Raw genomic sequence first — 26,953 nt, forward strand, 5'->3', positions numbered from 1 at the left:
CGGAGCAAGCTCGCTCCCACATTTGAACTGAGGTGTTCACAGGTTTTGTGTTCACCACCAATCCCTGTGGGAGCGAGCTTGCTCGCGATAGCGGCTTAAGCAGCGCCTGAGATGTCCTTGGGAAGACGCTGATCGATGACCTGGTAAAGGGCACTACCTTCAGGCCAATTGCGCATGAACCGCGCGCGATCCCTGGCATACGCCGGGGCGAAGCTGCCGAGGGAGCCGTGCTGGCACATCGAGTCGAGGTCGATCAACGCCCAGCGATCCTGCTGCCAGAACAGGTTATGCCCCTTGAAGTCGCCATGGCTGATGCGCAGGCGAATCAATTCGGCGAACAGATGATCCAGTGCCGCCAGTTCGGCTTCCGGTGCATCGCCACGTTCCACATACGGCGCAAAACGCTCGATGATGTCCGGCCCCGGCAGGTACTCGGTGATCAGGTAAGCCCGGCTGCGCAGCCACATGAAACGCTTTTCCAGCAACGCCAGCGGCTTGGGCGTGGCAATCCCGAGGAATGCCAGGCGGTTGCCTTCGCGCCAGGAATGCCAGGCCCGGCTCGGGCGCCAGAAACGCTTGAGCCAGTGAGCAAAACCCTTGATGTTGTAGCGCTTGATCACCAGCGTGCGGCCATCCACCTCGACCTTGCCGACACTCGCCGCACCGCCGGTCTTGTACAGATGCCCCTGATCGAGCAAGGCATCGGCCTGCTCCAGCACCGGCACCATCGACGGCACTTCCTCTCGGCGAATCGCCTGTAGTCCGAAGGCCCCGCGCTGGACGCTGAACAGCGTGCACTCGCGGCCGACCTTGATCAGGAAGTCCTTGAGGCGCCAGCTGCGGACCTTGTCGATCTGCTTCTGCAACGCTTCCATGGGCAAGGCGTGTTCGCCGTTGCTGAGCAGGTAATACACCAGCAACTCTTCAATGAAGGGCTCGATCGACTTCGGCAACTGGGCGAAGAACACCCCGAGGTTTTCCAGGACCTTCTGCCGGGACAGCGGCTGGCCAGGCGTCTCGCAGCAGATGCCCGCGCCATCGATCAGGTACAGGCGCCCGCCCTGGCGCAGCAGGTTGTCCAGATGCAGGTCTTCTTGCCACAGCCCCTTGCGATGCATCTGACCGATCGCGCCCAACGCCTCGGCCAGCACCGCGCCTTGCCCATCGGACAGTACGGGCTGCTGCTCAACCTGCTTCCAGGTGTCGCCCAGGCTTTCGGCATGCTCAAGGAAATCAAACAGCAGCCAGCCACCCTCGCCGTCCTTCAGGCCATCGGCCAACAACTGCGGCGTGGTCAGCCCTTGGGCAGACAGTAGGCGCACGCCGTCCAGTTCACGCTGAAAATGCCGTGCAGCCTTGCTGCCGACCAGCAATTTAGCCAGCACCGGCCGGCCACGCCAGACGCCGGCACCGACATAACGCTGCCCCGGCAACACCCGCAACAGGCTCAGCAATTGCAACTCGGCGGGGCCGGCGGCGTCGGCCAGCGAAACGCTCAGCGGCAAGCCTGGGGTACGGCCGGCAGACTTCAGTTCGGACAATCGCATCAGCGTGGCCTCTTCTGGCTGCGCCGCGCGGTCAACCGCTGCAGCCAGTTGTCGATCAGCGAGCTGTCCTGCGGCTGATCCAGATAGGCGGCCAGCAATTGCCGCAGTTGCGACTCGCCCCACTCGGGCGCGCGACGCGTCAGCGGTTCCAGATCCTTGATTCGGTCACGCTGCCCGTACAGCAGCGGCCGGGTCTTTTCCAGGTCAATCAATTGAGCCTGATAGCCGTTGCCGGTGGCGCGCATGAAAATGTGCTTGGGATAAAAGCACCCATGCACCTGGCGTGCGGCGTGCAGCTGCCGGGCCAGTTCGCCACTGGCCTTGAGGATTTCCGAGTGCTGCTCAGGGCTCAATTGAGCCCAGCGCTGCAACAGCGAGTCGAGGTCGTCCCAACCGTCCAGGGCGCGGGTCATCAGGATCGCGCGGACTTCGCCATTGACCTTGCGCTCCCCGTAAAACACCGCGTCCAGCGCCGGAATGCCCATCTTCCGGTAACGGGAGATGTTGCGAAACTCGCGAGCGAAACTCGGCTCGCCGAACGGTGCGCGCAAGGTGCGGGTCAGGTAGTTGCTTTGACGCTTGAGGTAAAAACCATGACCTTCCAGATCCAGCCGAAACACGCTGCTCCAGCCACCGCGACCGGTGTTGGGTTCGTCCACCGCATCGAGCTGCTTGGCCCAGAGCGCCTCGAACGTGCCGAGGCCATGGCGCTCAAGCAGCGCACGGTCCTCAGCGGCCAGAAAATCAGTCATTCGCGTCCCTCGAAAAATCTCACCACATGCCGGATGCGTTTTTTGTCCGCAGCGTTGAGCCGGGTCCGGTTGCGGTATTGCAGGTAAAAGCGCAGGCGCTGGGTAGCCGACAATTGATACTTGGCGACCTTGTCCAGGCACGCCAGATCCTTGGTAATACGGTACTTGAGCCAGAAACCGCGCCAGAAATCGCCGTTGGGGCAGTCGATCAGAAACACTCGAGCCTCATCGTCGATCAGCAGGTTGCGCCACTTCAGATCATTATGGGTGAAGCGGTGGTCGTGCATGGTCCGGGTGTATTGGGCCAACTGGCGACTGACGGTATCGACCCAGGCGCGATCCGACAGCTTCGGGTCGCGGCGCTCGGCCAGTGCCGACAAGTCTTCGGTGCGCGGCAGTTCCCGGGTAATCATCGCGCCGCGAGCGTAGGCCGCACCGCGCCGCTCCAGCCCCCAGGCCACTACTTCGGCAGTGGGAATGCCCCACTTGGCGAAGCGCTTGAGGTTCTGCCATTCCATCTTCACCCGAGGCTTGCCCAGGTAACGCCGCAAGCCTTTGCCGGCACCCACATACCGTTTGACGTAATAGTTGACGCCATTGCGCTCGACACGGATGACCTCCGAGAGCACGTCACTGGTCAAACGCTCGCCTTGCAGTGCAAACACAGCCTCGAGGCTGCCAAAGTCATCGGCCAGCTCGCTGTAGGCCGGATCCAGTTTCCAACCCGACATCAGAGCGCATCCCCGTATCGCTGTTTACGCTCATAGAGCTTGTTGGCCTTGCCGTCGAGCCAGGCCAGCAAAGACGCCTCTTCACTCAGGATCTGGCGCAGCGGCTGCTGGAAATAGCCCTTGAGGAAGCGCAGCTTGTCGCGGCGGGTCAGACCGATGTCCAGCGCGGAAAAGTACAGCGCGGCCAGGTCCTTGTTGCGCCAGCGCGAGGTGATCGCCGGGCGGGTCTGGGCACGGTGCAGGTCGATCACCGAGAGCTTGAAGTCATCAAAGGTCACCGGCTTGTCGGTGTGCAGCAGGAAATGGCAGATGTAGCAGTCGCGGTGATTGACCCCGGCGCGGTGCATCATGCCAGTCATGCGTGCGACTTCGGCGATCAGCGCGCGCTTGAGTTTTGGCTCGGGCGGCTGCTTGACCCAGTTGATACTGAAGTCTTCCAGGCTGACCGTCGGCGCCAGCTCTTCGGTCACGATGAACGAGTGCTGGTCGGCCGGGTTGCTACCCTTCTCGCCATACGCAACGGCGGTCATGGTCGGCACGCCGACTTCCTGCAGGCGCTGAATGGCCTGCCACTCCTGACCGGCACCCAGTACAGGGAGTTTGGCGGTGAGCAGGTTCTTGAAGATTTCGCCCCAGCCGATGCCACGGTGGATTTTCACGAAAAACCCGTTGCCGTCGACTTCCGTGCGTAATGTCCTGCGTGCTTCCAGCTCGCGGTACACCTCACCCTTGAGCCCCTCGACTTCGGCGAACGGGTCGCGTCCGGCCCAAAGGCTCTTGAACGGTTCAGCCAGCATCAACTTCATTTAAGCGCGCTCCGCCAGAATCACATCGGCCGCGTGCTGCGGCATGCTGTAGAGGTCGGCCGTTTCGGCGAAGGCCAGACCGTTGCGGCTCCAGGCCGCCCTTGCTTGAGCGTCGTTCAACATGCCGGTCAGGTACTGCGTCAGCTGCGCCTGATCGAACGGTTCGTCCAGCACCAGGCCCGCATCGGCCTCGGCGATGTAATGGGCGTAACCGCACACCGCACTCACCAGCACCGGCAGGCCGGCCACCAGGGCTTCGAGCAGCACAGTGCCGGTATTTTCGTTGTACGCCGGGTGAATCAACAGATCGGCACCCAGCAGGAAACGCGGGATATCGCTACGCCCCTTGAGGAAGGTGACGTTGTCGCCCAACCCCAATGTCGCACTCTGCATCTGGAATAATTTGGGGTCATCCTGGCCAATTACAAACAGCCGGGTGCGCTTCTTCAGATCAGCGGGCAATGCCGCCAGGGCCTTGAGGCTGCGGTCCACCCCCTTGGTCTTGAACCCGGAACCGATCTGCACCAGCAGCAGTTCGTCGTCCTTGAGATTGAACTCAGCACGGAACCCGGCGCGAATTTCATCGGCATCCGCCGGTCGGCGACGGTCCTGGGCGATACCCGGTGGCAGCAGGTGGAAGCGCTCCAGCTGCGTGTCGTAATGCTTGATGAACAGCGGCTGCTGGACCTCGGAAATCATCAGTACTTCGGTCTTCGCCTCTTTGGCGAACACCGCCCGCTCGTATTCGGCGAAATGGCGATAGCGGCCCCAACGGCGATACAGCGAGTTACGCAGGTTCTGCGCCTTGTCTTCGAAGCAGCCGTCGGCGGCATAGTAGACGTCCAGGCCCGGCATCTTGTTGAAGCCGATCAGGCGGTCGACCGGGCGCTTGGCCAGGTCCGCTTCCATCCATTCGCTGAGCTTTTCGTTGCGCCGATGGTTGAAGAACGCCTTGACCGGCGCCACCAGCACTTCGAAACCCGGAGGGACGTCGCCTTCCCAGATCAGCGTGTAGACGCGAATCTGATGGCCGCGTTTCTGGCACTCCAGGGCGATTCGCATGAAGTCGCGCTGCAAACCGCCAAAGGGAAAATATTTGTACAAGACAAATGCCAATTGCATCAGCGCAGCTCCTCAGCCATTAACAACGTGCTCAGTCGGCTGGCGACACGCTCGGGATTCAGACGCGTGAAGCACAACGGCCACTCGCGTTTCAGGTCAAATTGACGGGCATCTTCAGCCGTCGGTTGATAAGTGCATTTCTTTTGCAGGCACGGAGCACAAGGGAAATCGCTGGCCAGGTGAATCTGCACCTTGCCATAGGCGCCGGTCAGGCCCGGATTGGTCGGGCCGAACAGCGACAGCGTCGGCACATCCAGCGCGGCAGCCAGATGGCCCAGGCCGGTGTCTACCGCCACGCAGGCTTGCGCGCCCGCCAGTACCTTGCCGACACCGGCCAGATTCAGTTTGGGCAACACTTCGGCGTGTTTGAAACCGGCAGCGATACGCTCGGCGCGGGCCTTTTCCACGGCATTGCCCCAAGGCAGTTTCACCCCGACCCCAAGGTAGCCGACCCGTTCGGTCAGCTCGCGCCAATAGGCTTCTGGCCAGTGTTTGGTGTCCCAGGTGGTGCCGTGCAGAAACACCACGTACGTATTCTTGCGCGGCAATTCCACCAGGCGCTCGATATTCAAGCCGTAGTCGCCCAGGCCTTTGGGCAAGTCATAGCCCAACGCGATGGCGAACAACTGACGCACTCGCTCCACCGCGTGCTGCCCGCGGGCAACGGCCAGGCGTCGATTGTAGAAGCGCGCGGCGATGGGCTCGCGCGCCGAGCTTTTATCGAGGCCGGCCACCGGGGCCTTGACGTAACGGGTCAGCCAGGCGCTTTTCAGCAAGCCCTGGGCGTCGATCACCAAGTCATATTTCGTGGCGCGAACGCTTTGCTTGAAGCGCTTCCACTCACCGCTCTTGATGGTCTGCCAGATGTTTTTGCGCCAGCGACGGATCGCCACCGGAATCACCTTGTCCACCGCTGGATGCCAGGTCGGGATCTCGGCAAAGCCTTCTTCCACCACCCAGTCGAATTTGATGCCGGGAATCGCCCGTGCAGCGTCGGTCAACGCCGGCAACGCATGAATGACGTCGCCCAACGATGACGTCTTGATCAACAGAACCCGCAAGCTATTTGACCTCGACCGGAGTGCCTTGCAACCGCTGCAGGGCTTCGTTCACCGCTTGCGGCATGAGTTGGCGCAGGCAGTTGTAATGGCCGAAACGGCAAGTGCGGTCGAAGCATGGGCTGCATTCGATACCCAGGCGAACGACTTCGACGTGCTCGGCCAGCGGTGGCGTGAAACCTGGCGACGTCGAGCCGTAGACCGCGACCAGCGGGCGGTTCAGCGCGGCGGCAACGTGCATCAATCCGGAGTCGTTGGACACCACCGCATCGGCGCAGGACATCAGGTCGATGGCTTCAGCCAGCGAGGTGCCGCCGCTGAGGTTGACCGATTCTTCACGCAGGCCGGGAATCAGCCGCGCGCGGATGTCTTCGCCCACGGCGTGATCGTTTTTCGAACCGAACAGCCAGACTTGCCAGCCTTCGCGGATCTTCGCTTCGGCAACCGCGGCGTAATGCTCGGACGGCCAGCGCTTGGATTCACCGAACTCGGCACCAGGGCACAGGACCAACACCGGGCGGTCGAGGGTCAGGCCGAATTTGGCCAGTGCCGCTTCGCGGGTAACCGGGTCGATCTGCAGTGTCGGGCGCGGATAGGGTTTTGGCAGTTCAACGCCAGGCTCGTAAGCCAGGGCCATGAAGCGCTCGATCATCAGCGGATAACGATCCTTGTCCAGCGTGCGCACGTCGTTGAGCAGGCCATAGCGGAACTCGCCACGCCAGCCGGTGCGTTTCGGGATGCCGGCAAAGAACGGCACCAGTGCCGACTTCAGGGAATTGGGTAGCAGGATCGCCTGGTCGTACTGGCCAGCCAGGGATTTGCCGATGCGCCGACGCGTTGCCAGCTCCAGGACACCGTGACCGAGCGGAAAGCTCAAGGCCTGGCGAACTTCGGGCATGCGCTCAAGAATCGGCCGGCTCCACTCGGGGGCCAGCACGTCGATTTCGCATTGCGGGTGGCGTTGTTTCAGACACTGGAAAAGTGTCTGCGCCATCACCATGTCACCGACCCAACTGGGCCCAACGATCAGAATTTTCATGTAGTTTCCATAAACGAACCGGGGAGGCCTACGCCTCCCCGCCTCGAGAATCTCTGCGGGAGCACGGCGGCTTGCGATGGGTCATCACCTTCAACATTGCTGTCGAGTGTCACTCCGCTATCGCGAGCAGGCTCGCTCCCACATTGGGTATTGGTGTACCTCGATCCGCATGACACTGCAGATCTACTGTGGGAGCGGGCTTGCTCGCGAAGGGGCCGTCACATCCAACATCACTATTGACTGACACTCCGCCTTCGCGAGCAAGCCCGCTCCCACAGGGGATATTGGGCGTATCAAATATCCCGTTTCAGCTTAGCCCCAGCTCACGCCAGATCCGCATGACCTGCCGCCGTTCGTCCGCGAACTGGTCGCCCGGAATCACCCCCGGGTCCTTCTGCAAGGCCTGCCGGTGGGCGGCGGAACGGTACGCTTTATACGCTTCACGCAACAGGCTGGCATCTTCGACCGGCATCAGCCCTTCATGCTCCAGCTCTTCCAGAATGCGGATATTGTCTGTCCAGCGCAGCAATGGCGGGTGTGTTTCGGACCACGCCAGGGCCGCGTATTGCACCATAAATTCAATATCGACGATACCACCGGCGTCCTGCTTGATATCGAACGGCGCCGTGGCTTCGAAGGCATTTGCCCCGGTGCCGGCCGCGGTGCTCTTGCTGCCCAGGTTATCGCGCATCTTGGCGCGCATCTCACTGACCTCCTGGCGCAGGGTCGGTAGATCACGGGTTTTGCCCAATATCGCGGCGCGGACTTTCTCGAAGGCCTGACCGACATCCTGACTGCCCACCAACACCCGCGCCCGCACCAGCGCCTGGTGTTCCCAGGTCCAGGCTTCGTTCTCCTGATAGCGGGCAAACGCCCCCAAGGAGCTCACCAACAAGCCCGACGCACCGGATGGCCGCAGACGCATGTCCACTTCATACAACTGCCCGGAGTTGGTCTGCGCCGTCAGCAAGTGAATGATCCGCTGCCCCAGCCGGGTAAAGAATTGCGCGCCATCGATGGGTTTCACGCCATCGGTTTCAGCCTGCGGATCGCCGTCGTGGATGAACACCAGGTCCAGGTCCGAACCATGCCCGAGTTCCAGGCCGCCGACTTTCCCATAACCGACAATGATGAAGCCGGGATCGCACAAGGTGCCATCGGTGCGCAGCGGCGTGCCGTACTTGGCCACGGTCTGGCGCCAGGCCAGGGCCAGCACTTGCTCCAGGATCGCCTCGGCGAGCCAGGTCAGGTAATCGCTGACTTTCATCAGCGGCAGGCTGCCGGCGATTTCCGAAGCAGCCACCCGCAAGCGGTGCGCCAGCTTGAAGTGGCGCAGGGCTTCCATTTGCTGTTCGAGGTCGTCCTCGGGAATCCGTGTCAGGCGCTCGCGTAATTCGGCCGCCAGTTCTGGCGCCAGTGGCGGCTTGAACAGCCGGCCTTCGTTGAGCAATTCGTCGAGCAACAGCGGGAAGCGGGTGATTTGCTCGGCGATCCACGGGCTCGCCGCGCACAGCGTCAGCAAACGCCGCAATGCACTGGGGTTCTCGGTCAACAGCACCAGGTACGCGGAACGACGGGCCACGGCTTCGACCAGCGGCAGCACCCGCTCCAGTACCAGGTCCGGATTGTCATGTTCCACGGCCTGTGCCAGCAACCGCGGAATAAAAGCATCGAGACGCTCGCGCCCCAGACGCTGCATCGCCCTCAATTGCGGGCTACCGCGCAAGCCGGCCAAGGCTTTCAAGGCTTTTGGGGCATCCTTGAAACCACCCTCTTCCAGTTGGCGGCAGGCAGCCTCATCGTCCTGGGCCTCTTCCCACAGCGGCAACCACTCACCGCCGACCACCACTTCGCTTTCGGCGCCCTGCTCTTCATCGGGATCGGCAATCACCTGCCCGAAGTGCCAGGCAATACGTCCGCGCCAGTACATCAGTTGTTCGTGGAACGCCGTCCAGTTGGCGAAACCGAGCATAAAGGCAATGCGCGCCTGATCCTGCTCGCCATTAGGCAACATTTGCGTCTGGCGATCGGCAATCGCCTGAATCGCGTGTTCGGTATAACGCAGGAATTCGTAGCCTTCACGCAGCTCGCTGATCACGGCCGGCGGCAGATAACCCTGGCCTTCCAGCGTGCCCAGTACCTTTAATAGTGGGCGCTGCTGCAAGCTCAGGTCCCGCCCCCCGTGGATCAGCTGGAATGCCTGGGCAATGAACTCGACTTCGCGAATACCGCCGGAACCGAGCTTGATGTTGTCGGCCATGCCCTTGCGCCGCACTTCCTGCTGGATCAGCTGCTTCATGGTGCGCAGCGCTTCAATGGCCGAGAAGTCCAGGTAACGCCGGTAAACGAATGGCCGCAGCATCTCCTGCAGTTGCGCGCCGGCGACTTGATCCCCGGCCACTACCCGCGACTTGATCATCGCGTAGCGCTCCCAGTCGCGACCCTGATCCTGGTAATACTGCTCCAGCGCGTTGAAGCTCAGCACCAGTGCGCCCGCCGAACCGTAGGGACGCAAGCGCATGTCGACGCGGAATACAAAGCCGTCGACAGTCATCGGGTCCAGGGCCTTGATCAGCCGCTGGCCCAGACGGATGAAGAACTCCTGGTTATCCAGCGGGCGTTTGACGCCGACGGTTTCGCCACCCTCGGGGTAGGCGAAAATCAGGTCGATGTCCGACGACAGGTTCAACTCCACGGCACCGAGCTTGCCCATGCCAAGAACGACCATCTGCTGCGGCTCGCCGCTGCGCCGCCCGGTCGGCACGCCGAACTGCTGACAATGCCGCGTGTACAACCATTGATAGGCCTGATCGATGCTCGCATCGGCCATGTCCGAAAGGTCGCGGCAGGTCTGGATCAAGTCGGCCTGGCGTGTCAGGTCGCGCCAGATGATCCGCACCTGATGGCGTGCACGCTGGCGGCGCAAGACGCGGCCAAGCAGATCGTCGGTCTCGGCCGCGCTTACGGCGGCCGCGATCTGCCCGCATAACTCACCGGGAGCGAAGCTGCGGTCCAGCTCACCGGACTGCACCAGCTCCAGCAACATCAAAGGGTCACGAACACACTGTTCAATCACAAAATCGCTGGCGGCGGTGACGCGGGCAAATTGCGCCCAGCGTTCCGGCGTCCAGGCAGACAGCCCGTGATCATCGTCCAGGGCGGCCACAGCAGCCCGGAACGACTGCTCGGCGCGAGTGACAAACGGCAGGAGAATGGCGGGCAGTTCGGCAAGCGAGGGGAGGCTCATGGTCTATCCTTGATCGGCGTACAACGGACTGCATGTAGTGGTTTTCGAAAACCCACTACCTGAGGGAGTGTCGAACAAAAGTTAGAAATAGCTGAAATTTCTTTAATTTTGGCAGCCAGCATCAAGCTTTTACCTTTTGTAGTTGGAAAAAGACCAACCTTAACGATTATTCTCACAACGCAGCCGGGGGCCACAAGCCGCTCATCTGTAGTTTTACTACTCGTATATACATTAGCCGGGCTGAAATGCCGGAAGATTTGTAGTAAAACTACACGCCGCCGGAACAACCTATCGGCAATCCAAGAATTTATATCGTCTGCCCACAAGGCCAGTCGCAAACTCAGGCAACCGATTCTGGAAGCCTTTCCGCCCTGGAGCAAGCCATGCAAGACCTCGATCCCGTCGAAACCCAGGAATGGCTGGACGCCCTGGAATCGGTTCTCGACAAAGAAGGCGAAGACCGTGCTCACTATCTGATGACCCGTATGGGTGAACTGGCGACCCGCAGCGGTTCGCAGTTGCCTTACGCCATCACCACGCCTTACCGCAACACCATCCCGGTAACCCACGAAGCACGCATGCCTGGCGACCTGTTCATGGAACGCCGCATTCGCTCGCTGGTACGCTGGAACGCGATGGCCATGGTAATGCGTACGAACCTGAAGGATTCTGACCTCGGCGGTCACATCTCCAGCTTCGCTTCCAGTGCGACCCTGTATGACATCGGCTTCAACTACTTCTTCCAGGCCCCGACCGAAGAACACGGCGGCGACCTGATCTACTTCCAGGGCCACACCTCGCCAGGCGTTTACGCCCGCGCATTCATGGAAGGCCGCATCACCGAAGACCAGATGAACAACTTCCGTCAGGAAGTCGATGGTCAAGGCCTGTCGTCCTACCCGCACCCTTGGCTGATGCCTGACTTCTGGCAGTTCCCGACCGTATCCATGGGTCTGGGCCCGATCCAGGCGATCTACCAGGCACGCTTCATGAAGTACCTGGAACACCGTGGCTTCATCCAGCCAGGCAAACAGAAAGTCTGGTGCTTCCTGGGCGACGGCGAGTGCGACGAGCCGGAATCCCTGGGCGCGATCTCCCTGGCCGGCCGCGAGAAGCTGGACAACCTGATCTTCGTCATCAACTGCAACCTGCAGCGCCTCGACGGCCCGGTTCGCGGCAACGGCAAGATCATCCAGGAACTCGAAGGCGTGTTCCGTGGTGCCCAGTGGAACGTGACCAAAGTCATCTGGGGCCGTTTCTGGGACCCACTGCTGGCCAAGGACGTCGACGGCATCCTGCAACGCCGCATGGACGAAGTCATCGACGGCGAATACCAGAACTACAAAGCCAAAGACGGCGCGTTCGTACGTGAACACTTCTTCAACACGCCAGAACTCAAGGCAATGGTCGAAGACCTGTCCGACGACGAGATCTGGAAGCTCAACCGTGGCGGCCACGACCCGTACAAGGTCTACGCGGCGTACCACGAAGCGGTCAACCACAAAGAACAACCGACCGTCATCCTGGCCAAGACCATCAAGGGTTATGGCACCGGTGCCGGCGAAGCGAAAAACACTGCGCACAACACCAAGAAGGTCGATGTCGAAAGCCTGAAGTTGTTCCGCGACCGCTTCGACATCCCGGTCAAGGACGATGAACTGGAAAACCTGCCGTTCTTCAAACCGGAAGAAGGCAGCGCCGAAGCCCGTTACCTGAGCGAGCGCCGTACCGCACTGGGCGGCTTCGTACCTCAGCGTCGCGCCAAGAGCTTCAACATCCCGACTCCGCCACTGGACACCCTCAAGGCGATCCTGGACGGCTCGGGCGACCGCGAAATCTCCACCACCATGGCCTTCGTGCGAATCCTCGCGCAACTGGTCAAGGACAAGGAAATCGGCCCGCGCATCGTACCGATCATCCCGGACGAAGCCCGTACCTTCGGTATGGAAGGCATGTTCCGCCAGCTGGGCATCTACTCCTCCGTCGGCCAGCTCTACGAGCCAGTCGATAAAGACCAGGTGATGTTCTACAAGGAAGACCAGAAGGGCCAGATCCTCGAAGAAGGCATCAACGAAGCGGGCGCCATGAGCTCCTTCATCGCTGCCGGTACTTCGTACTCCAGCCACAACCAGCCGATGCTGCCGTTCTACATCTTCTACTCGATGTTCGGCTTCCAGCGTATCGGCGACCTGGCATGGGCCGCTGGCGACAGCCGCACCCGTGGCTTCCTGATCGGCGGCACCGCCGGCCGTACCACCCTGAACGGTGAAGGCCTGCAACACGAAGACGGTCACAGCCACCTGCTGGCCGCGACCATCCCGAACTGCCGCACCTACGATCCAACCTACGGCTACGAGCTGGCGGTGATCATTCAGGACGGCATGAAGAAGATGACCGAAGAGCAACAGGACGTCTTCTACTACATCACCGTGATGAACGAGTCGTACCAGCAGCCAGCCATGCCGGCCGGTGCCGAAGAAGGCATCAAGAAAGGCATGTACCTGCTCGAAGAAGACAACCGCGAAGCGGCGCACCACGTTCAGCTGATGGGCTCCGGCACCATCCTGCGTGAAGTCCGTGAAGCAGCGAAGATCCTGCGCGAAGAGTTCAACGTCGGCGCCGACGTGTGGAGCGTTACCAGCTTCAACGAACTGCGTCGCGACGGCCTGGCCGTTGAGCGCACCAACCGTCTGCACCCGGGCCAGAAGCCTAAGCTGAGCTACGTCGAAGAGTGCCTGAACGGCCGTAAAGGTCCGGTCATCGCCTCTACCGACTACATGAAACTGTTCGCCGAGCAGATCCGTCAGTGGGTACCGTCCAAGGAATTCAAAGTCCTGGGCACCGACGGTTTCGGCCGCAGCGACAGCCGCAAGAAACTGCGTCATTTCTTCGAAGTCGACCGTCATTTCGTGGTGTTGGCAGCCCTGGAAGCACTGGCTGACCGTGGTGACATCGAACCTAAGGTTGTGGCTGAAGCCATCGCCAAGTTCGGTATCAACCCGGAAAAACGCAACCCACTGGACTGCTGAGGAGAGATTCTGTGAGCGAACTCATTCGCGTACCTGACATCGGCAGCGGTGAAGGTGAAGTAATTGAACTGTTTGTAAAGGTCGGCGACCGTATCGAAGCCGACCAGAGCATCCTGACACTTGAGTCCGACAAGGCGAGCATGGAAGTGCCTGCGCCGAAGGCCGGTATCATCAAGAGCCTGAAAGTTAAGCTGGGCGATCGCCTGAAAGAAGGCGACGAACTGCTGGAACTGGAAGTCGAAGGTGCCGCGCAAGCGGCCCCTGCGGCTGCCCCTGCACCGGCTGCCAAGGCTGAGGCCAAACCGGCTGCGGCACCTGCCGCCGCGCCTGCCCCTGCTGCGCCGGCTGCCGCCAGCGTTCAGCAAGTGCACGTGCCGGACATCGGTTCGTCGGGCAAGGCCCAGATCATCGAGATCCAGGTCAAGGTCGGCGACACCGTCGCGGCTGATCAATCGTTGATCACCCTGGAGTCCGACAAGGCGAGCATGGAAATCCCGTCGCCAGCCGCTGGCGTGGTCAAGGCCATCAGCGTCAAGCTCAACGACGAAGTCGGCACCGGCGACCTGATCCTGGATCTGGAAGTGGCGGGTGCTGCGGCACCGGCTGCTGCTCCGGCCCAGGCTGCCGCTCCAGCTGCCGCCGCTGCGCCTGCTCCTGCAGCAGCTCCGGCTGCACCGGTTGCCGACAGCGTTCAGGACATCCACGTTCCGGACATCGGTTCGGCGGGCAAGGCCAAGATCATCGAAGTCCTGGTCAAGGCCGGCGACACCGTTGTGGCCGACCAGTCGCTGATCACCCTGGAATCCGACAAGGCGAGCATGGAAATTCCATCGCCTGCCGCTGGCGTGGTGGAAAGCGTTTCCATCAAGCTCGATGACGAAGTCGGTACCGGCGACCTGATCCTGAAACTGAAAGTCAAAGGCGCCGCTCCGGCCGCCGCACCGGCACCTGCCGCTGCTGCTGCCGCTCCGAGCGCACCTGCTCCAGCTGCTGCTCCTGCCGCCGCCGCTGCACCTGCTGCTGCGCCAGCCAGGCCGGGTGCAAAAGTTCACGCCGGCCCTGCCGTGCGTCAACTGGCCCGCGAATTCGGTGTCGAGCTGAGTGCCGTTGGCGCCAGCGGTCCGCACGGTCGCATCCTGAAGGAAGACGTGCAGGTTTACGTCAAGGCCATGATGCAGAAGGCCAAGGAAGCGCCGGCCGCTGCTGCCGGTGCAACCGGTGGCGCGGGCATCCCGCCGATTCCGGTCGTGGACTTCAGCCGCTTCGGTGAAGTCGAAGAAGTGCCGATGACCCGCCTGATGCAGGTCGGCGCAGCCAACCTGCACCGCAGCTGGCTGAACGTGCCGCACGTGACGCAATTCGACTCGGCGGATATCACCGAGCTCGAAGCGTTCCGCGTTGCTCAGAAAGCCGTTGCAGAGAAGGCCGGCGTCAAGCTGACCATCCTGCCGTTGCTGCTCAAGACCTGTGCGCACCTGCTCAAGGAACTGCCGGACTTCAACAGCTCGCTGGCGCCAAGCGGCAAAGCGATCATCCGCAAGAAATACGTGAACATCGGCTTCGCCGTCGACACTCCGGATGGCCTGCTGGTACCGGTCATCAAGAACGTCGACCAGAAGAGCCTGCTGCAACTGGCCGCCGAAGCTGCTTCCCTGGCTGAAAAAGCCCGGACCAAGAAGCTTTCGTCGGACGAGATGCAAGGCGCCTGCTTCACCATTTCCAGCCTCGGCCACATTGGCGGCACCGGCTTCACGCCGATCGTCAACGCGCCGGAAGTGGCGATCCTCGGTGTTTCCAAGGCAACCATCCAGCCAGTCTGGGACGGCAAAGCCTTCCAGCCGAAACTGATGCTGCCGCTGTCGCTGTCCTACGATCACCGTGTGATCAACGGCGCCGCTGCTGCACGCTTCACCAAGCGTCTGAGCGATCTGCTGGGCGACATCCGCACCATGCTCCTGTAACACCGACCGGCCCTCCTTCACCGGAGGGCCAGTTGCGTTCCACGTTTCCGAGCGCCACGCTCGTACCTCAACCCCGCCAATTTGGCGGGGCTTTTTTTGCCTGAAACTTTTACTTAAAACGTCTTCCTACATTTGTGGCCGATATCGCCCACAAATCGAATCCATTTCTGCCAGATATTTATTCAGGCCAAATAACTAGTCTTGGCTGAATACCCTCCATTACATCCGAAACAACCAACTATCCATTAACTGGCAGCGAATGGACTCAAGCATGTTCAAACCAACTATTGGGCCAATTATTGGCCACACTACAACTAATCATGCACGTATATTTGTGCGTGGCGCAGCACAAAAGAATGCACCCGTATTTGCCGGCATCCGTTATCGCCGATCCGGGCATGAACAATGGATCGAAACAATCTTTGCAAAGCTGACAAGTCTGCAAGATATGTCCGATGTCCTGGTTCTCGATAACCTGGCGCCCGATACCGAATATGAATACCAGGCCGGCTGGTTCAGTACCAGGAGTGCCGGGCACACCGCGGATTCACTGCAGGAACTACCGCTGCGATGGCCGAAGGAGCTCTATCACTTGCGTACGCGTTCCGGCTCGTTCGCCACGCCACGTGGCTATTTCGTCGGCTCATGTCGCTACCTGAGAATGACCGCCGGCGTTGCGTCGGCGCCAGAGTGGGGCGACCGGATATTTGCCTCGATTGCTCAGCTGGCACAGCAAGCCGACCCGCCGGTCAGCGCGATGTTGATGACTGGCGATCAGATCTATGTCGACGATTTGAATTTTTTCGCGCCTGATCGCGAATATCAGCAAATACTTGCGAAATACCGTGCGGCGTTCTCTCAGCCACATGTTTCCAGATTAATGGCCAATATATCGACTTACATGATCCTCGACGATCACGAAATTGAAGATAACTGGCCAGACAAGAAAAAATCAGGCGATGATATTTTATATAACAACGCCATAAGTGCTTATGAGATATATCAAGCCAGCCACAGCCCGGTATTTGAATTATTTGACGATGGCCGGATCAGCCGACTGGCGAAGCACTATTGGTATCAGTTCAGCGATGGCGATATCGAATGGTTTGTCACCGATGGTCGCACCCGGCGCAATCTATCCGCCAATGATCGGCGCCTGCTTGATAACGAACAAGAATATGCCTTGTGCCAATGGCTGATCCACAGCCCTGCGCGGGTCAAACTGGTGGTCACCAGTGTGATGTTCTTCCCCGATGCCAGGCAAAACGGAAATGATGCCTGGGCCGGATTTCCCGCGCAACGGCTGCGGTTGCTGGAGACCATTCGTTTGTACCGGCTGAAGAATGTCATATTCGTTGCCGGTGACGTCCACGCCTCCATGACCAGCCGACTGACCCACAGCGAAGACCCGGGCTTCGAAGTGCACACCATCGTCTCGTCGCCCCTGTGCAACTCCAGGCTGCTGCCCTATGCCAGTCAATCCGGCTTTATCCTCGACCGTCCGCTGGCACGGACCGCCGCAGGCGAATATCGGCAGGAACTGACCGGTAAAGTCATCAGTCAGGATAACTTCGCGCATCTGGTTATCGACGCAAAACGCATCCGGGTCAATTACCACGATCGCGATGGCGAGCTATTGCAATCGACAGCCATTGAATTGCGTTGACGGCAAAAAATCACGGCCTTCGAGACGACTCCGAAGGCTGCGACCTGATCAATAGCAATACTTTTCACTGGAAACTTCAGAAATCTTCGCACCTGCCGACATATTCTTATAGCACTTGGCCTTCATCTCTCTTGTCAGTCGGTGTCGCAATGATGCAACCTTGCCGCAGGCAACAGTAAAGAGGGCGAGAGCCCGGCGCGTTCAGCATATTCGAAGCGAGTTTCCCTCCATGAAAAGCCAACCCGATGCCGCCAGCCGTATGGTGGCCGAGGTAGTGACGCAGTTGCCTGTGCCCTCGCGGCTCGGCATGCTGCGTTTCGAACGGCTTAATGAACCCAGCTGGGCGCTGCTGTTTCTCGACCCCAATTGCGAACGCCAGTTCGGCCTCCCCGCCGTTGAGCTGTGTGCGCTGGTGGGCTCGCCCTACGCCAGCCTGATGGAACCGCAAGCGCGCTATCAACTGCACGACGCGATCCAGCAGCAACTGAGCGAAAGCACGCATTACCTGATCCGCTACACCCTGCACACCACCTCTGGCTCCCTGACCCTGCTTGAACTGGGCGAAGCCTTCAAACAACACAATCGACACCTGCTGCGCGGCTACCTGCTGGTCATCGACGGCCTGTTCGAGGATGACCCGCTGCAAGCGGCCCTGGATCTGGAAACCCAGAACTCGCGCCTGCAAATCGCCCTGGAGCTCAATCAGCGTGCCCAGCAGGAGCAACTGCTGCACCTGGAGCGGGTGCGTGCCCAGCAGGACCTGATCCTGCTGCTCACCCGACAACGCTACAGCAGCAACAACTCCTTGCGCGAAGCCGCCGAGCTGATCACCCGCAGCGCCTGCAACATCTACGAAATCGACAGTGCCAGCCTGTGGCACCTCGAAGGCTCGATGCTGGTGCCGATCTCGGCCTATCACCGCACGAATCAGCAATACCTGCTGCCGCAACCGATCGATGTCAGCGTTTTCCCCGACTACCTCGACGCCCTGCACACCGGCCGTGCCATCGACGCCCATAACGCCATGCGCGACCCGCGTACCCGGGAAATGGCTGAAAGCCTGCGCCCGCGCGATGTCAACGCAATGCTCGACGCCAGTATCCGCGTCGATGGCCAAGTGGTCGGCGTTTTGTGCCTGGAGCAGACCGGGGCGACCCGCGACTGGCAGTCGGATGAAATTGCCTTCGCCGGAGAACTGGCGGACCAGTTTGCCCAGGTCATCAGCAACCACAATCGGCGAACAGCCACCAGCGCCCTGCACCTGTTCCAGCGCGCAGTCGAACAAAGTGCCAACGCCTTCTTGCTGGTCAACTGCGATGGTGTGGTGGAATACGTCAACCCGAGCTTCACCGCGATCACCCAATATTCCACCGAAGAAGTGCACGGTCAGCGCCTGTCAGAACTGCCGGCCCTGGAAAACCTCAGCGAGCTGCTGTTCGATGCGCCTTCGGCGCTGGCCAAGAGCAACAGTTGGCAGGGCGAATTCAAGAGCCGCCGGAAAAACCTCGAACCCTACTGGGGCCAGTTGTCGATCTCCAAGGTTTACGGCGACAACCGCGAGCTGACCCACTACATCGGCATCTACGAAGACATCACCCAGACCAAGCTTGCCCAGCAGCGTATCGAGCGCCTGGCCTACACCGACAACCTGACCAACCTAGGCAACCGCCCGGCGTTCATCCGCAACCTCGATGAACGCTTCGCCCGTGACAGCGATGCGCCGATCAGCCTGTTGCTGGTGGACATCGACAACTTCAAGCGGATCAACGACAGCCTCGGCCACCAGACCGGCGACAAACTGCTGATCAGCCTGGCCCGACGCCTGCGCAACAGCCTGATCCCGAGCGGCAGCCTGGCGCGATTCGCCAGTAACGAATTCGCCGTGTTGCTGGACAACAGCGACCTCACGGTAGGCCAGCAAGTAGCCAACCAGTTGCTGGCGACCCTCGACAAACCGATGTTCGTCGACAACCAGTTGATCAGCGTCACTGGCTCCGTGGGCCTGGCCTGCGCGCCGCTGCACGGGCGCGACCCGCAAACCCTGATGCGCAACGCCGGGCTAGCGCTGCACAAGGCCAAGGCCAACGGCAAACACCAGGTGCAAGTGTTCACCGAAGCGCTGAACGCCGAGGCCAGCTACAAGCTGTTCGTCGAAAACAACCTGCGCCGCGCCCTGACCCAGAACGAACTCGACGTGTTCTACCAGCCCAAGCTGTGCCTGCGCAGCGGTCGCCTGCTGGGTATGGAAGCGCTGCTGCGCTGGGACCATCCGGAAAAGGGCATGATCCGCCCGGACCAGTTCATCAGCGTCGCCGAAGAAACCGGGCTGATCATTCCGATCGGCAAATGGATCGCCCGCCAGGCCTGCCGCATGAGCAAAGCGCTGACCGCCGCCGGCCTGGGCAACCTGCAAGTGGCGATCAACCTGTCGCCCAAGCAGTTCTCCGATCCGGACCTGGTGGCCTCCATTGCCAACATCCTCAAGGAAGAAGCCCTGCCGGCTCATTTGCTGGAGCTGGAGCTGACCGAAGGCCTGCTGCTGGAAGCCACCGAAGACACCCACCTGCAACTCGACCAGCTCAAGCGCCTGGGCCTGACCTTGGCCATGGACGACTTCGGCACCGGTTACTCGTCGCTCAGCTACTTGAAAAAATTCCCCATCGACATCATCAAGATCGATCGAAGCTTCATCCACGAAATCCCGGACAACCAGGACGACATGGAAATCACCTCCGCGGTGATCGCCATGGCCCACAACCTGAAGCTCAAGGTCGTGGCTGAAGGCATCGAAACCGCCGAGCAGTTGTCGTTCCTGCGCCGTCACCGCTGCGACGTCGGCCAGGGCTACCTGTTCGACCGTCCGATCCCGGGCAATGAGCTGGTCGACAAGCTCAAACGCTACCCCCGTGGCCCAATCGCCTGACAGACACAGAACCTGTGGATGACAAAAAACCTGTGGGAGCGGGCTTGCTCGCGAATGCGGTGTGTCAGAGCCGTGGTTACTGACTGACTCAACGCCTTCGCGAGCAAGCCCGCTCCCACAAGGTAGTGCGTATCGGGCAGGTATTGGGCACACTGACGGCCTGTTTATTTACAACCCAACCTGACTGAGAGGACTGATCATGGTTCTGCGCTCGGAAATTCTGGTGAACAAAAACGTGCTCCCGACTAAAGAACAAGCTCTGCCCGGTCGCGAAACCGCGATGACCCTGCCTGAAAAGCACTTTGTGTTTAAAGACACCCCCTTGCTCGGCCCGTTCTTCGAAGACGTCGACTTCGCGATCTTCGGCCTCGGCTGCTTCTGGGGTGCGGAACGCCGCTTCTGGCAGCGCGAAGGCGTGGTCAGCACCGTGGTCGGCTACGCCGGCGGTTTCACCCCGAACCCGACCTACGAAGAAGTCTGCTCGGGCCTGACCGGCCACACCGAAGTGGTGCTGGTGGTGTATGACAAGGCCAGGGTCAGCTACGAAGAACTGCTGGCGATGTTCTGGGAACTGCACAACCCGACGCAGGGCATGCGCCAGGGCAATGACATCGGCACCCAGTACCGTTCGGCGATCTACGCCACCAGCCAGGAACAACTGGACGCGGCGCTCAAGAGCAAGGAAACCTACCAGGCCGAGCTGTCCAAGGCCGGCCTCGGTGAAATCAGCACCGAAATCGACCAGGCCCCGACCGTCTACTTTGCCGAGACGTATCACCAGCAATACCTGGCGAAAAACCCGGAAGGTTATTGCGGCATTGGTGGTACCGGCGTGACCTGCCCGATCTGATCGCCAAAACAAAAGATCGCAGCCTTCGGCAGCTCCTACGGGTGTACGCATAGCCCTGTAGGAGCTGCCGCAGGCTGCGATCTTTTGATCATGCAGCTACTACTCGGCAATCAACCAATCCATCTGCCACCCACCCTGGGTTTGCCCCAGCTTCCGGGACAACCACGGCAGCAGTTCACGCAACTCTTCCTCCAGCCCCCAAGGCGGATTGGCAATCGCCAGCCCGGAACCGTTCAGGCTGTTCGGCGTATCCAGCGGATGCACCAGCAACTCCACCCGCAACAACTTCGGCGCACCAGTACCGGCCAGGTCCTGATAGAAGCGGCGCAGGGCACGCTGATCCTTCACCGGGTACCAGATCGCCGCCACGGTCTGGCGCATCCGGCCAATCGCCTCCTTCAACGACGCAGCACAACGCTGCATCTCGTCGAGCTGCTCGAACGGCGGATCGATCAGCATCACCGCACGCTTCTCCGGCACCGGCAGCAAGGCCCGGGGCACATGCCAGCCCTCGCCCAAGTGCACCTTGACCCGGCGATCACCGGCCATGTTGTCCTTGAGCAGCAGGCCGTCTTCCGGGTGCTTCTCGTTGAGCAACACACGGTCCTGCGGGCGAGTCAGGCGTCGCGCCAGCTCCGGCGAGCCCGGGTAATAGCGCAACTGGCCATCCGGGTTCATCTCGTGCAGCACCTGCATGTAATCAGCGGTCAGGATCGGCAGATCCGGCTGATCCCACAAACGCGCAATGCCTTCCAGGTACTCGCCGGTACGATTGGCCTGGTCACCCTGAAGGTCATACAGACCGATGCCGGCGTGGGTATCGAGATAGGCAAACGGCTGCTCCTTGCGCGACATCAGGGCGATGAGGCGGGTCAAGGTCAGGTGTTTGAACACATCGGCGTGATTGCCGGCATGGAAGGCGTGACGATAATTCATGGTTGCTCCTGCGAAGGGCGGGGAGTTTACCTTTTACCGGCCGGCAAGTCAGGGGCTGGCGGCTGAGCGGACACTTCGAGCATTCATAGCGGCAACAAGCACGCACCATCGATCGACAAATTCAGAAACGCCTCACAACAGGAAGATTCCCTAACCTGCAAACCGGCGTGATAGCGTTCTTTGTCGAAAAAAGCAAAGGACGCACAAATGACCATTCGCTACGCAAAGATTGCAATGACCCTGGCGCTCGCCGCATTCGCCTTCATGACCGTATTCAACAACATCACCGACTACAGTTCCAACTTCAACTTCGTCCGGCATGTGCTGAGCATGGATACCACCTTCCCTGACAACGCCGCCCGGTATCGCGCAATTGATCTGCCTTGGGTGTGGCATGGAGCTTACTGGCTGATCATCCTTGGCGAAGCCATTACCTGTGGACTTCTCGGCTACGGCGCACTACAGCTCTGGCGCTCGCGGTCAGCCGGTGGGCATGAGTTCAGACTGGCCAGGAAGTGGGCCGTAGCGGGTTTGACGACAGGGTTTTTCGTGTGGTTTTTCGGCTTCATGGTGGTTGGAGGTGAGTGGTTTCTGATGTGGCAATCCGACATTTGGAATGGTCAGGACGCAGCCTTCAGGTTCTACATGGCAATACTGGGTGTGCTGATCTTTCTGAATCAGCCCGATGCCGATCTTGACTGATCCCCAATGAAAAACGGCCCGCATCCATCGGATGCGTGCCGTCTTCTTCAATCAGGAAGCTAATGCCTCGCTGAAAACCTCATTTGCTCAGCATGAAGTCCTTTCCGCCGCGGCGAATCGCTGCAGCGTGCCCGCAGACGGTGCGCCCAATTTACTGACGATATAGAGCTTCAGGCTGGCGAAGATGAAGCCCAGGATCTTTTGATCTTATGCCGCCGCTGTAGGCCCCGCCCGCAACCGCCGCCCAATCACATCCAGCACATCACAGCCATCGCGCAACGCAATGGCGCAGAGCAAGGCGAAATCGCTGAGGATGAAGGATTCGCACTCGATCGAACCGCGCATGGACAAGTTCTCAAGCACTTGGGTGACTGCGCGGATTCTGTAGTTGGCGGCGTCGGTAAGGATGTCGAGTGGCGCATGGGTGTCGACGAACAGGGTGGGCATATCGGTGCAGTTGCCGGTCAATGCCATGAAGCGGTTGTCGGGATGGGGGATTGGTTTTTCGTAGGGTGGGTCGGGATGTATTGATTTCATTTTTAATGCTCTAAGGAAGAAATGGACCTGCCATTAGCCTTCCTACGGGCTAGGGTGGCAGCTATGCACGGGGTAGGAATATCGAGACCCTTAGAGCAAAACTCGACCACGCCGAAGCGTGCCCGCGCATAGCCGCCGCAACTGATCTTACGGCCGCATGCAAACGGCCGCAAAACAGGCTGTGACGCCAAAGTAGCTCTAACGGTCTTGAGAGGTTCCTACACCCCGCCACTGAATTGTCAGTGACCGCCAAAGACTATCCATGAACCCCAGGCTCCACCAGTTCATGGAAACCGATACGTTTTGAAGGAAACGTCCTAGGACCTTGTCCAGAAAATTTCCAACCCGCCTGACGAGTAGGGAGTGGCATGAAGAATGGGCACACCAACCAGATTGAGTGCCCATTTTTTATTGGTCAGCTACCTGATTATCCCAGACATCGCTATCAGGCCAAGTAGCACCATGCCAGATACAACCCCTAGAAGAGTCCATTGCAGCACTACGAGTTTTCGCCTGAGGTCATGGGGAAAATTGTCGAGATCTTCAGCAGTGACCATACCGCGTTTCAAAAAAAATCGGGGAAACGTAACGACGCTAGATATTGAATAAACCAGCCGAGTCTTACCTCTAAGCCCTGCGTCAATACGCGCAGAGACAGTTATAAGTGGAGAACTGTTTTGGAAATGCGCTGACAGGACGTCTCCCTTGGTGTAGCCCAAATGCAGCGCAACCCCAAATACAACAAGTGCCCCACCGAAAACTATTAGCCCTGATGCCAGGAATAGTGCGTCTGCAACGCTAATACTCATTGAGTGGCCTCGAAAATGCGCTCGCCCATTTCTTCACCAATAACGCTCCCAATAACGCTGGAAGAAATAGAGCCTGCCCCGACCACAACAATACTGCAGGCCAGTAATCCCAAACCGCCAGTTGGCACACCCAACCCAACACAAAGCCCGCCGACAGCTGAGGTTGATAGAGCAGCACCTACAATTCCGCCACCTACGATCCCCCCGGTAAAACTCCCCGTTTCAGTAAATTTAACCCGCTCGCACGTTTCGGTACTTCCCGCAGCACACACGTCCTTAACCTTCAAAGCAGACGTTCCTCCGCCGACGGCAGTCCCTAGCCAACCGCCGTACTGAACGTATTTCGAAGCCCTCACCACGCCTTCAAGATGAGTGGCATAACCTGGTATTTGGCCGGCAGGACTGGCATTGGTCCAGTGGTGGACCAGGCTTTGGCTAGAGATACCCAACATCTTTTTCAGATTAATGTGGTGGGGAAACCCAATACCCTTACGGGTCAAAGTCGTCATGTGGCTGTTAAGTTGTGCAAGCAAACGCTGTCGTTCTACAAAAAAGGCCGGCGAACGAAGGTGCCCATCTCCTGGGAGCGTCGTCTGTTGCAATACTTCAATGTCCCTCAATGCGTTGCCGACGTTATCCAGATTATTTTTGAAAATGCTCGCGCCAACGCCAATGGCGCCAGAACCGTAGCCCAACATCGTCTGAATGGCATCCCGGTGTTGCACCATAAAATCCGCCTCTTCCGGGCTAAGCGTTGCAAGCACCAGATTGGTCCTGGCCGCCACGTCCATGAGCAGGGCTTCTTCGCGGGTGCATTGGTAGTTATTGGGGTCACTCAGCACGATCATCGAGCCGGCTTTGACATCGCCCAGGTTAGGGTTGAGCAGCTTGAATTTGCCCATCACGGCGGGATCGCGAAGGGTGAACAGCGAGGCCTCAAGCTGTTCGCGGGTGGTGCTCTTGGGCACGATGTAGAAACCCGGCTCCGGAGCGTCGAGGCTGGTGAACCGTGATGGAGACGAGGTGTCTGGCGCTGACGTAAAGCTGGATGGACGCGGCGTAGTCGAATGGCTGGTGGTTATCGGTGATGGCGCGGGCGAAGCCGATTGAGCTGTTACCTTGGCTGCTTTCGGTGCAGAGGGTTCATTTACATAACTACCCTCGAAATTCGAGGGAATCAGTTTGGCTTCACAGGGGCAGCCGCTGAAACTATCCAGCGTGCCAGCAACTCGTCGACCCTCGCTCAGGACGTGAGAGACGCCGCCGATGATCCGGTAGCTCTTCTTATCTTTTCCGCAACTGACCAGATCGCCCTCACGAGCATGGATGAGACCGAAATTGAAGGTGTGGTCCCCCTCCAGAACGGTACCGCCGCAGTCAGTTTTGTCACCTAGCCCTATGTAATACCCGATAACCATGTCTTGATGTCCCTTTCCACTGGCGCCCCACCCCTTGAAGAAATGCGCCATTGTTAACGATGAGTGACTCCGGCTCGGGAACGAGTCGGGCTAACGCAAAGTACGTGACCAGAGAGGTAATTCAAGGCAGCCGGGCAAAACAGGAAACTTCCTACAAGCTCCAAAGAAAAGGGTGACGAAAACGGAGGCAGGAACCAAAGCGCGTTCTAGATTGACCAAAAAAACGGCCCGCACCATAAAGCTGCGAGCCGTTCTTTTATCAGCGATGGGAAGAGTTCAGCTCATCACTTGTTCAAACGGTAATCAGCCTCAGCAGCAGCAAAACGCTGGAACATGCCGGCAGTCGGCGTGCCCATTTTGCTGACGAAGTAGATCGCCAGGCTGGCGAAGATGAAACCAGGGATGATTTCGTACAGGCCCAGCAGTTCGAAGTGTTTCCAGACGATCACGGTGATCGCGCCGACCAGGATACCGGCCAGTGCGCCGTTGCGGGTCATGTCTTTCCAGATTACGGAGATCAGCACGACCGGACCGAATGCGGCACCAAAACCGGCCCAGGCGTAGCTCACCAGACCCAGTACACGGTTTTCCGGGTTGGCCGCCAGTGCGATAGCAATCAGGGCAACCAACAGCACCATGGCACGGCCGACCCACACCAGCTCCAGTTGCGAAGCGGATTTACGCAGGAAGGTCTTGTAGAAGTCTTCGGTCAGGGCGCTCGAGCACACCAGCAACTGGCAGCTCAGGGTGCTCATGACGGCAGCCAGGATGGCCGACAGCAGGATACCCGCGATCCATGGGTTGAACAGGATCTTGGCCAATTCGATGAACACACGCTCGTGGTTCTCGGAGACTGCGCCAGCCATGTCCGGGTGCGCCGAGAAGTAGGCGATACCGAAGAAGCCGACAGCCACGGTGCCGCCCAGGCACAGGATCATCCAGGTCATGGAGATGCGACGGGCCTTGGCGATCGACTTAACCGAATCGGCAGCCATGAAACGCGCCAGGATGTGCGGCTGGCCGAAGTAGCCCAGCCCCCAGCCCATCAGCGAGATGATGCCGATGAAAGTGGTGCCCTTGAGCATGTCGAAGTTGCTTGGATCTTGCGCTTCGATGGCCAGGAAAGTGGTGTCGACGCCGCCGGTGGCCAGCAGCACGATAACCGGCGTCAGGATCAACGCGAAGATCATCAGGGTGGCTTGTACGGTATCGGTCCAGCTTACAGCCAGGAATCCGCCGATAAAGGTGTAGGCAATCGTCGCCGCGGCACCGGCCCACAGCGCCGTCTCGTAGGACATGCCGAAGGTGCTTTCGAACAGACGGGCACCGGCCACGATGCCGGAAGCACAATAGATGGTGAAGAACACCAGGATCACGACCGCGGAGATGATCCGCAGCAGGCCGCTTTTGTCTTCGAAACGGCTGGCGAAGTAGTCCGGCAGGGTCAGTGCATCACCGTTGTGCTCGGTCTGCACACGCAGGCGGCCGGCGACGAACAGCCAGTTCAGGTAGGCGCCGACGATCAGGCCGATGGCGATCCAGCTTTCGGAAAGACCGGACATGTAGATCGCGCCGGGCAAGCCCATCAACAACCAGCCGCTCATGTCGGAGGCACCGGCGGACAGTGCGGTCACAACGCTGCCCAGGCTGCGGCCGCCCAGAATGTAGTCGGAAAGGTTGTTGGTGGAGCGATAGGCCATCAAGCCGATCAGCACCATTGCTGCGATGTAGATCACGAACGTGATCAGGGTTGGATTGCTTACGCTCATTAAGTTACGCCCTGGCTTTGTTTTTATGTAGCGGCGGCTGGTGAACCGCTC

Annotated in this window: 18 protein-coding genes and 1 pseudogene; 6 read left to right on the top strand and 13 right to left on the bottom strand. The window is 59.7% G+C overall.

From position 1 onward, the window contains the following. Positions 1–95 precede the first annotated feature (95 nt). From ASD95_RS21555 to glnE, 8 genes are all read right to left on the bottom strand, one after another. Positions 96–1,547, bottom strand: coding sequence for a lipopolysaccharide kinase InaA family protein (locus ASD95_RS21555; RefSeq protein ID WP_056725547.1), 1,452 nt, complete (start codon positions 1,545–1,547; stop codon positions 96–98). Next, positions 1,547–2,299 carry a lipopolysaccharide kinase InaA family protein gene (locus ASD95_RS21560; protein ID WP_056725550.1) on the bottom strand — a complete coding sequence of 251 codons (753 nt, stop codon included), beginning with the start codon at positions 2,297–2,299 and terminating at the stop codon, positions 1,547–1,549. Before ASD95_RS21560 ends, ASD95_RS21555 begins: the two co-directional genes overlap by 1 nt. Beyond that, on the bottom strand, positions 2,296–3,030 hold the full coding sequence (locus ASD95_RS21565) for a lipopolysaccharide kinase InaA family protein (RefSeq protein WP_046039745.1): 735 nt from the start codon (positions 3,028–3,030) through the stop codon (positions 2,296–2,298). The genes ASD95_RS21560 and ASD95_RS21565 overlap by 4 nt, the downstream gene beginning before the upstream one ends. Then, a complete protein-coding gene (gene rfaP, locus ASD95_RS21570; RefSeq protein ID WP_056725551.1) occupies positions 3,030–3,836 on the bottom strand; it encodes a lipopolysaccharide core heptose(I) kinase RfaP in 807 nt (268 codons plus the stop codon). Before rfaP ends, ASD95_RS21565 begins: the two co-directional genes overlap by 1 nt. Then, entirely contained in the window at positions 3,837–4,958 is a 1,122-nt protein-coding gene (locus ASD95_RS21575) for a glycosyltransferase family 4 protein (protein ID WP_056725553.1), read from the bottom strand. Continuing rightward, a complete protein-coding gene (waaC, locus tag ASD95_RS21580) occupies positions 4,958–6,019 on the bottom strand; it encodes a lipopolysaccharide heptosyltransferase I (RefSeq protein WP_056725555.1) in 1,062 nt (353 codons plus the stop codon). The genes ASD95_RS21575 and waaC overlap by 1 nt, the downstream gene beginning before the upstream one ends. A 1-nt stretch (position 6,020) precedes the next feature. Continuing rightward, a complete protein-coding gene (gene waaF, locus ASD95_RS21585) occupies positions 6,021–7,055 on the bottom strand; it encodes a lipopolysaccharide heptosyltransferase II (RefSeq protein ID WP_056725557.1) in 1,035 nt (344 codons plus the stop codon). A 307-nt stretch (positions 7,056–7,362) separates the two neighbouring features. Continuing rightward, entirely contained in the window at positions 7,363–10,302 is a 2,940-nt protein-coding gene (gene glnE, locus ASD95_RS21590) for a bifunctional [glutamate--ammonia ligase]-adenylyl-L-tyrosine phosphorylase/[glutamate--ammonia-ligase] adenylyltransferase (RefSeq protein ID WP_056725559.1), read from the bottom strand. A 383-nt stretch (positions 10,303–10,685) separates the two neighbouring features. Here glnE and aceE point away from each other — a divergent pair, with 383 nt between their 5' ends. The 5 genes from aceE (at position 10,686) to msrA (ending at position 20,731) form a co-directional block, all read left to right on the top strand. Then, positions 10,686–13,331 (top strand): pyruvate dehydrogenase (acetyl-transferring), homodimeric type, encoded by a 2,646-nt coding sequence (aceE, locus tag ASD95_RS21595; protein WP_056725562.1) that lies wholly within the window; start codon positions 10,686–10,688, stop codon positions 13,329–13,331. 11 nt (positions 13,332–13,342) lie between these two features. Further along, a complete protein-coding gene (gene aceF, locus ASD95_RS21600; protein WP_056725565.1) occupies positions 13,343–15,292 on the top strand; it encodes a dihydrolipoyllysine-residue acetyltransferase in 1,950 nt (649 codons plus the stop codon). 271 nt (positions 15,293–15,563) lie between these two features. Continuing rightward, entirely contained in the window at positions 15,564–16,958 is a 1,395-nt protein-coding gene (locus tag ASD95_RS21605) for an alkaline phosphatase D family protein (protein WP_056725566.1), read from the top strand. Positions 16,959–17,187: 229 nt separating this feature from the next. Next, a complete protein-coding gene (locus tag ASD95_RS21610) occupies positions 17,188–19,881 on the top strand; it encodes a putative bifunctional diguanylate cyclase/phosphodiesterase (protein WP_056725568.1) in 2,694 nt (897 codons plus the stop codon). Between the two features lie 199 nt (positions 19,882–20,080). Beyond that, positions 20,081–20,731 (top strand): peptide-methionine (S)-S-oxide reductase MsrA, encoded by a 651-nt coding sequence (gene msrA, locus ASD95_RS21615; protein WP_056725570.1) that lies wholly within the window; start codon positions 20,081–20,083, stop codon positions 20,729–20,731. Between the two features lie 99 nt (positions 20,732–20,830). On the opposite strand, the gene ASD95_RS21620 is transcribed toward msrA, so the two are convergent. Then, positions 20,831–21,667, bottom strand: a complete 837-nt coding sequence (locus ASD95_RS21620) for a 23S rRNA (adenine(2030)-N(6))-methyltransferase RlmJ (protein ID WP_056725572.1) — start codon at positions 21,665–21,667, stop codon at positions 20,831–20,833. Positions 21,668–21,874: 207 nt separating this feature from the next. Between ASD95_RS21620 and ASD95_RS21625 the strand changes: the two genes are divergently transcribed. Next, a complete protein-coding gene (locus ASD95_RS21625; RefSeq protein WP_056725574.1) occupies positions 21,875–22,369 on the top strand; it encodes a DUF2165 family protein in 495 nt (164 codons plus the stop codon). A gap of 87 nt (positions 22,370–22,456) precedes the next feature. Here ASD95_RS21625 and ASD95_RS30400 read toward each other — a convergent pair. From ASD95_RS30400 to putP, 4 genes and pseudogenes are all read right to left on the bottom strand, one after another. Continuing rightward, positions 22,457–22,567, bottom strand: a pseudogene (locus ASD95_RS30400) (sodium:solute symporter family transporter); the annotation flags it as partial. Between the two features lie 9 nt (positions 22,568–22,576). After that, on the bottom strand, positions 22,577–22,906 hold the full coding sequence (locus ASD95_RS21630) for a hypothetical protein (protein WP_056725576.1): 330 nt from the start codon (positions 22,904–22,906) through the stop codon (positions 22,577–22,579). 805 nt (positions 22,907–23,711) lie between these two features. Next, positions 23,712–25,133 carry a PAAR domain-containing protein gene (locus ASD95_RS21640; protein ID WP_056726317.1) on the bottom strand — a complete coding sequence of 474 codons (1,422 nt, stop codon included), beginning with the start codon at positions 25,131–25,133 and terminating at the stop codon, positions 23,712–23,714. A 284-nt stretch (positions 25,134–25,417) separates the two neighbouring features. Continuing rightward, on the bottom strand, positions 25,418–26,902 hold the full coding sequence (putP, locus tag ASD95_RS21645; RefSeq protein ID WP_056725580.1) for a sodium/proline symporter PutP: 1,485 nt from the start codon (positions 26,900–26,902) through the stop codon (positions 25,418–25,420). Positions 26,903–26,953: the final 51 nt, after the last annotated feature.

The organism is Pseudomonas sp. Root71 (genome assembly GCF_001429045.1).
GTDB lineage: Bacteria > Pseudomonadota > Gammaproteobacteria > Pseudomonadales > Pseudomonadaceae > Aquipseudomonas > Aquipseudomonas monachiensis.

Bases quoted from the DNA above. Each gene is read 5' to 3' on its own strand.
- ASD95_RS21630 (WP_056725576.1), bottom strand. From the start codon at position 22,906: ATGAAATCAATACATCCCGACCCACCCTACGAAAAACCAATCCCCCAT.
- ASD95_RS21610 (WP_056725568.1), top strand. From the start codon at position 17,188: ATGAAAAGCCAACCCGATGCCGCCAGCCGTATGGTGGCCGAGGTAGTG.
- ASD95_RS21555 (WP_056725547.1), bottom strand. From the start codon at position 1,547: ATGCGATTGTCCGAACTGAAGTCTGCCGGCCGTACCCCAGGCTTGCCG.
- ASD95_RS21605 (WP_056725566.1), top strand. From the start codon at position 15,564: ATGTTCAAACCAACTATTGGGCCAATTATTGGCCACACTACAACTAAT.
- msrA (WP_056725570.1), top strand. From the start codon at position 20,081: ATGGTTCTGCGCTCGGAAATTCTGGTGAACAAAAACGTGCTCCCGACT.
- ASD95_RS21560 (WP_056725550.1), bottom strand. From the start codon at position 2,299: ATGACTGATTTTCTGGCCGCTGAGGACCGTGCGCTGCTTGAGCGCCAT.
- waaF (WP_056725557.1), bottom strand. From the start codon at position 7,055: ATGAAAATTCTGATCGTTGGGCCCAGTTGGGTCGGTGACATGGTGATG.
- ASD95_RS21625 (WP_056725574.1), top strand. From the start codon at position 21,875: ATGACCATTCGCTACGCAAAGATTGCAATGACCCTGGCGCTCGCCGCA.
- ASD95_RS21565 (WP_046039745.1), bottom strand. From the start codon at position 3,030: ATGTCGGGTTGGAAACTGGATCCGGCCTACAGCGAGCTGGCCGATGAC.
- glnE (WP_056725559.1), bottom strand. From the start codon at position 10,302: ATGAGCCTCCCCTCGCTTGCCGAACTGCCCGCCATTCTCCTGCCGTTT.
- ASD95_RS21620 (WP_056725572.1), bottom strand. From the start codon at position 21,667: ATGAATTATCGTCACGCCTTCCATGCCGGCAATCACGCCGATGTGTTC.
- putP (WP_056725580.1), bottom strand. From the start codon at position 26,902: ATGAGCGTAAGCAATCCAACCCTGATCACGTTCGTGATCTACATCGCA.
- aceE (WP_056725562.1), top strand. From the start codon at position 10,686: ATGCAAGACCTCGATCCCGTCGAAACCCAGGAATGGCTGGACGCCCTG.
- ASD95_RS21640 (WP_056726317.1), bottom strand. From the start codon at position 25,133: ATGGTTATCGGGTATTACATAGGGCTAGGTGACAAAACTGACTGCGGC.
- rfaP (WP_056725551.1), bottom strand. From the start codon at position 3,836: ATGAAGTTGATGCTGGCTGAACCGTTCAAGAGCCTTTGGGCCGGACGC.
- ASD95_RS21575 (WP_056725553.1), bottom strand. From the start codon at position 4,958: ATGCAATTGGCATTTGTCTTGTACAAATATTTTCCCTTTGGCGGTTTG.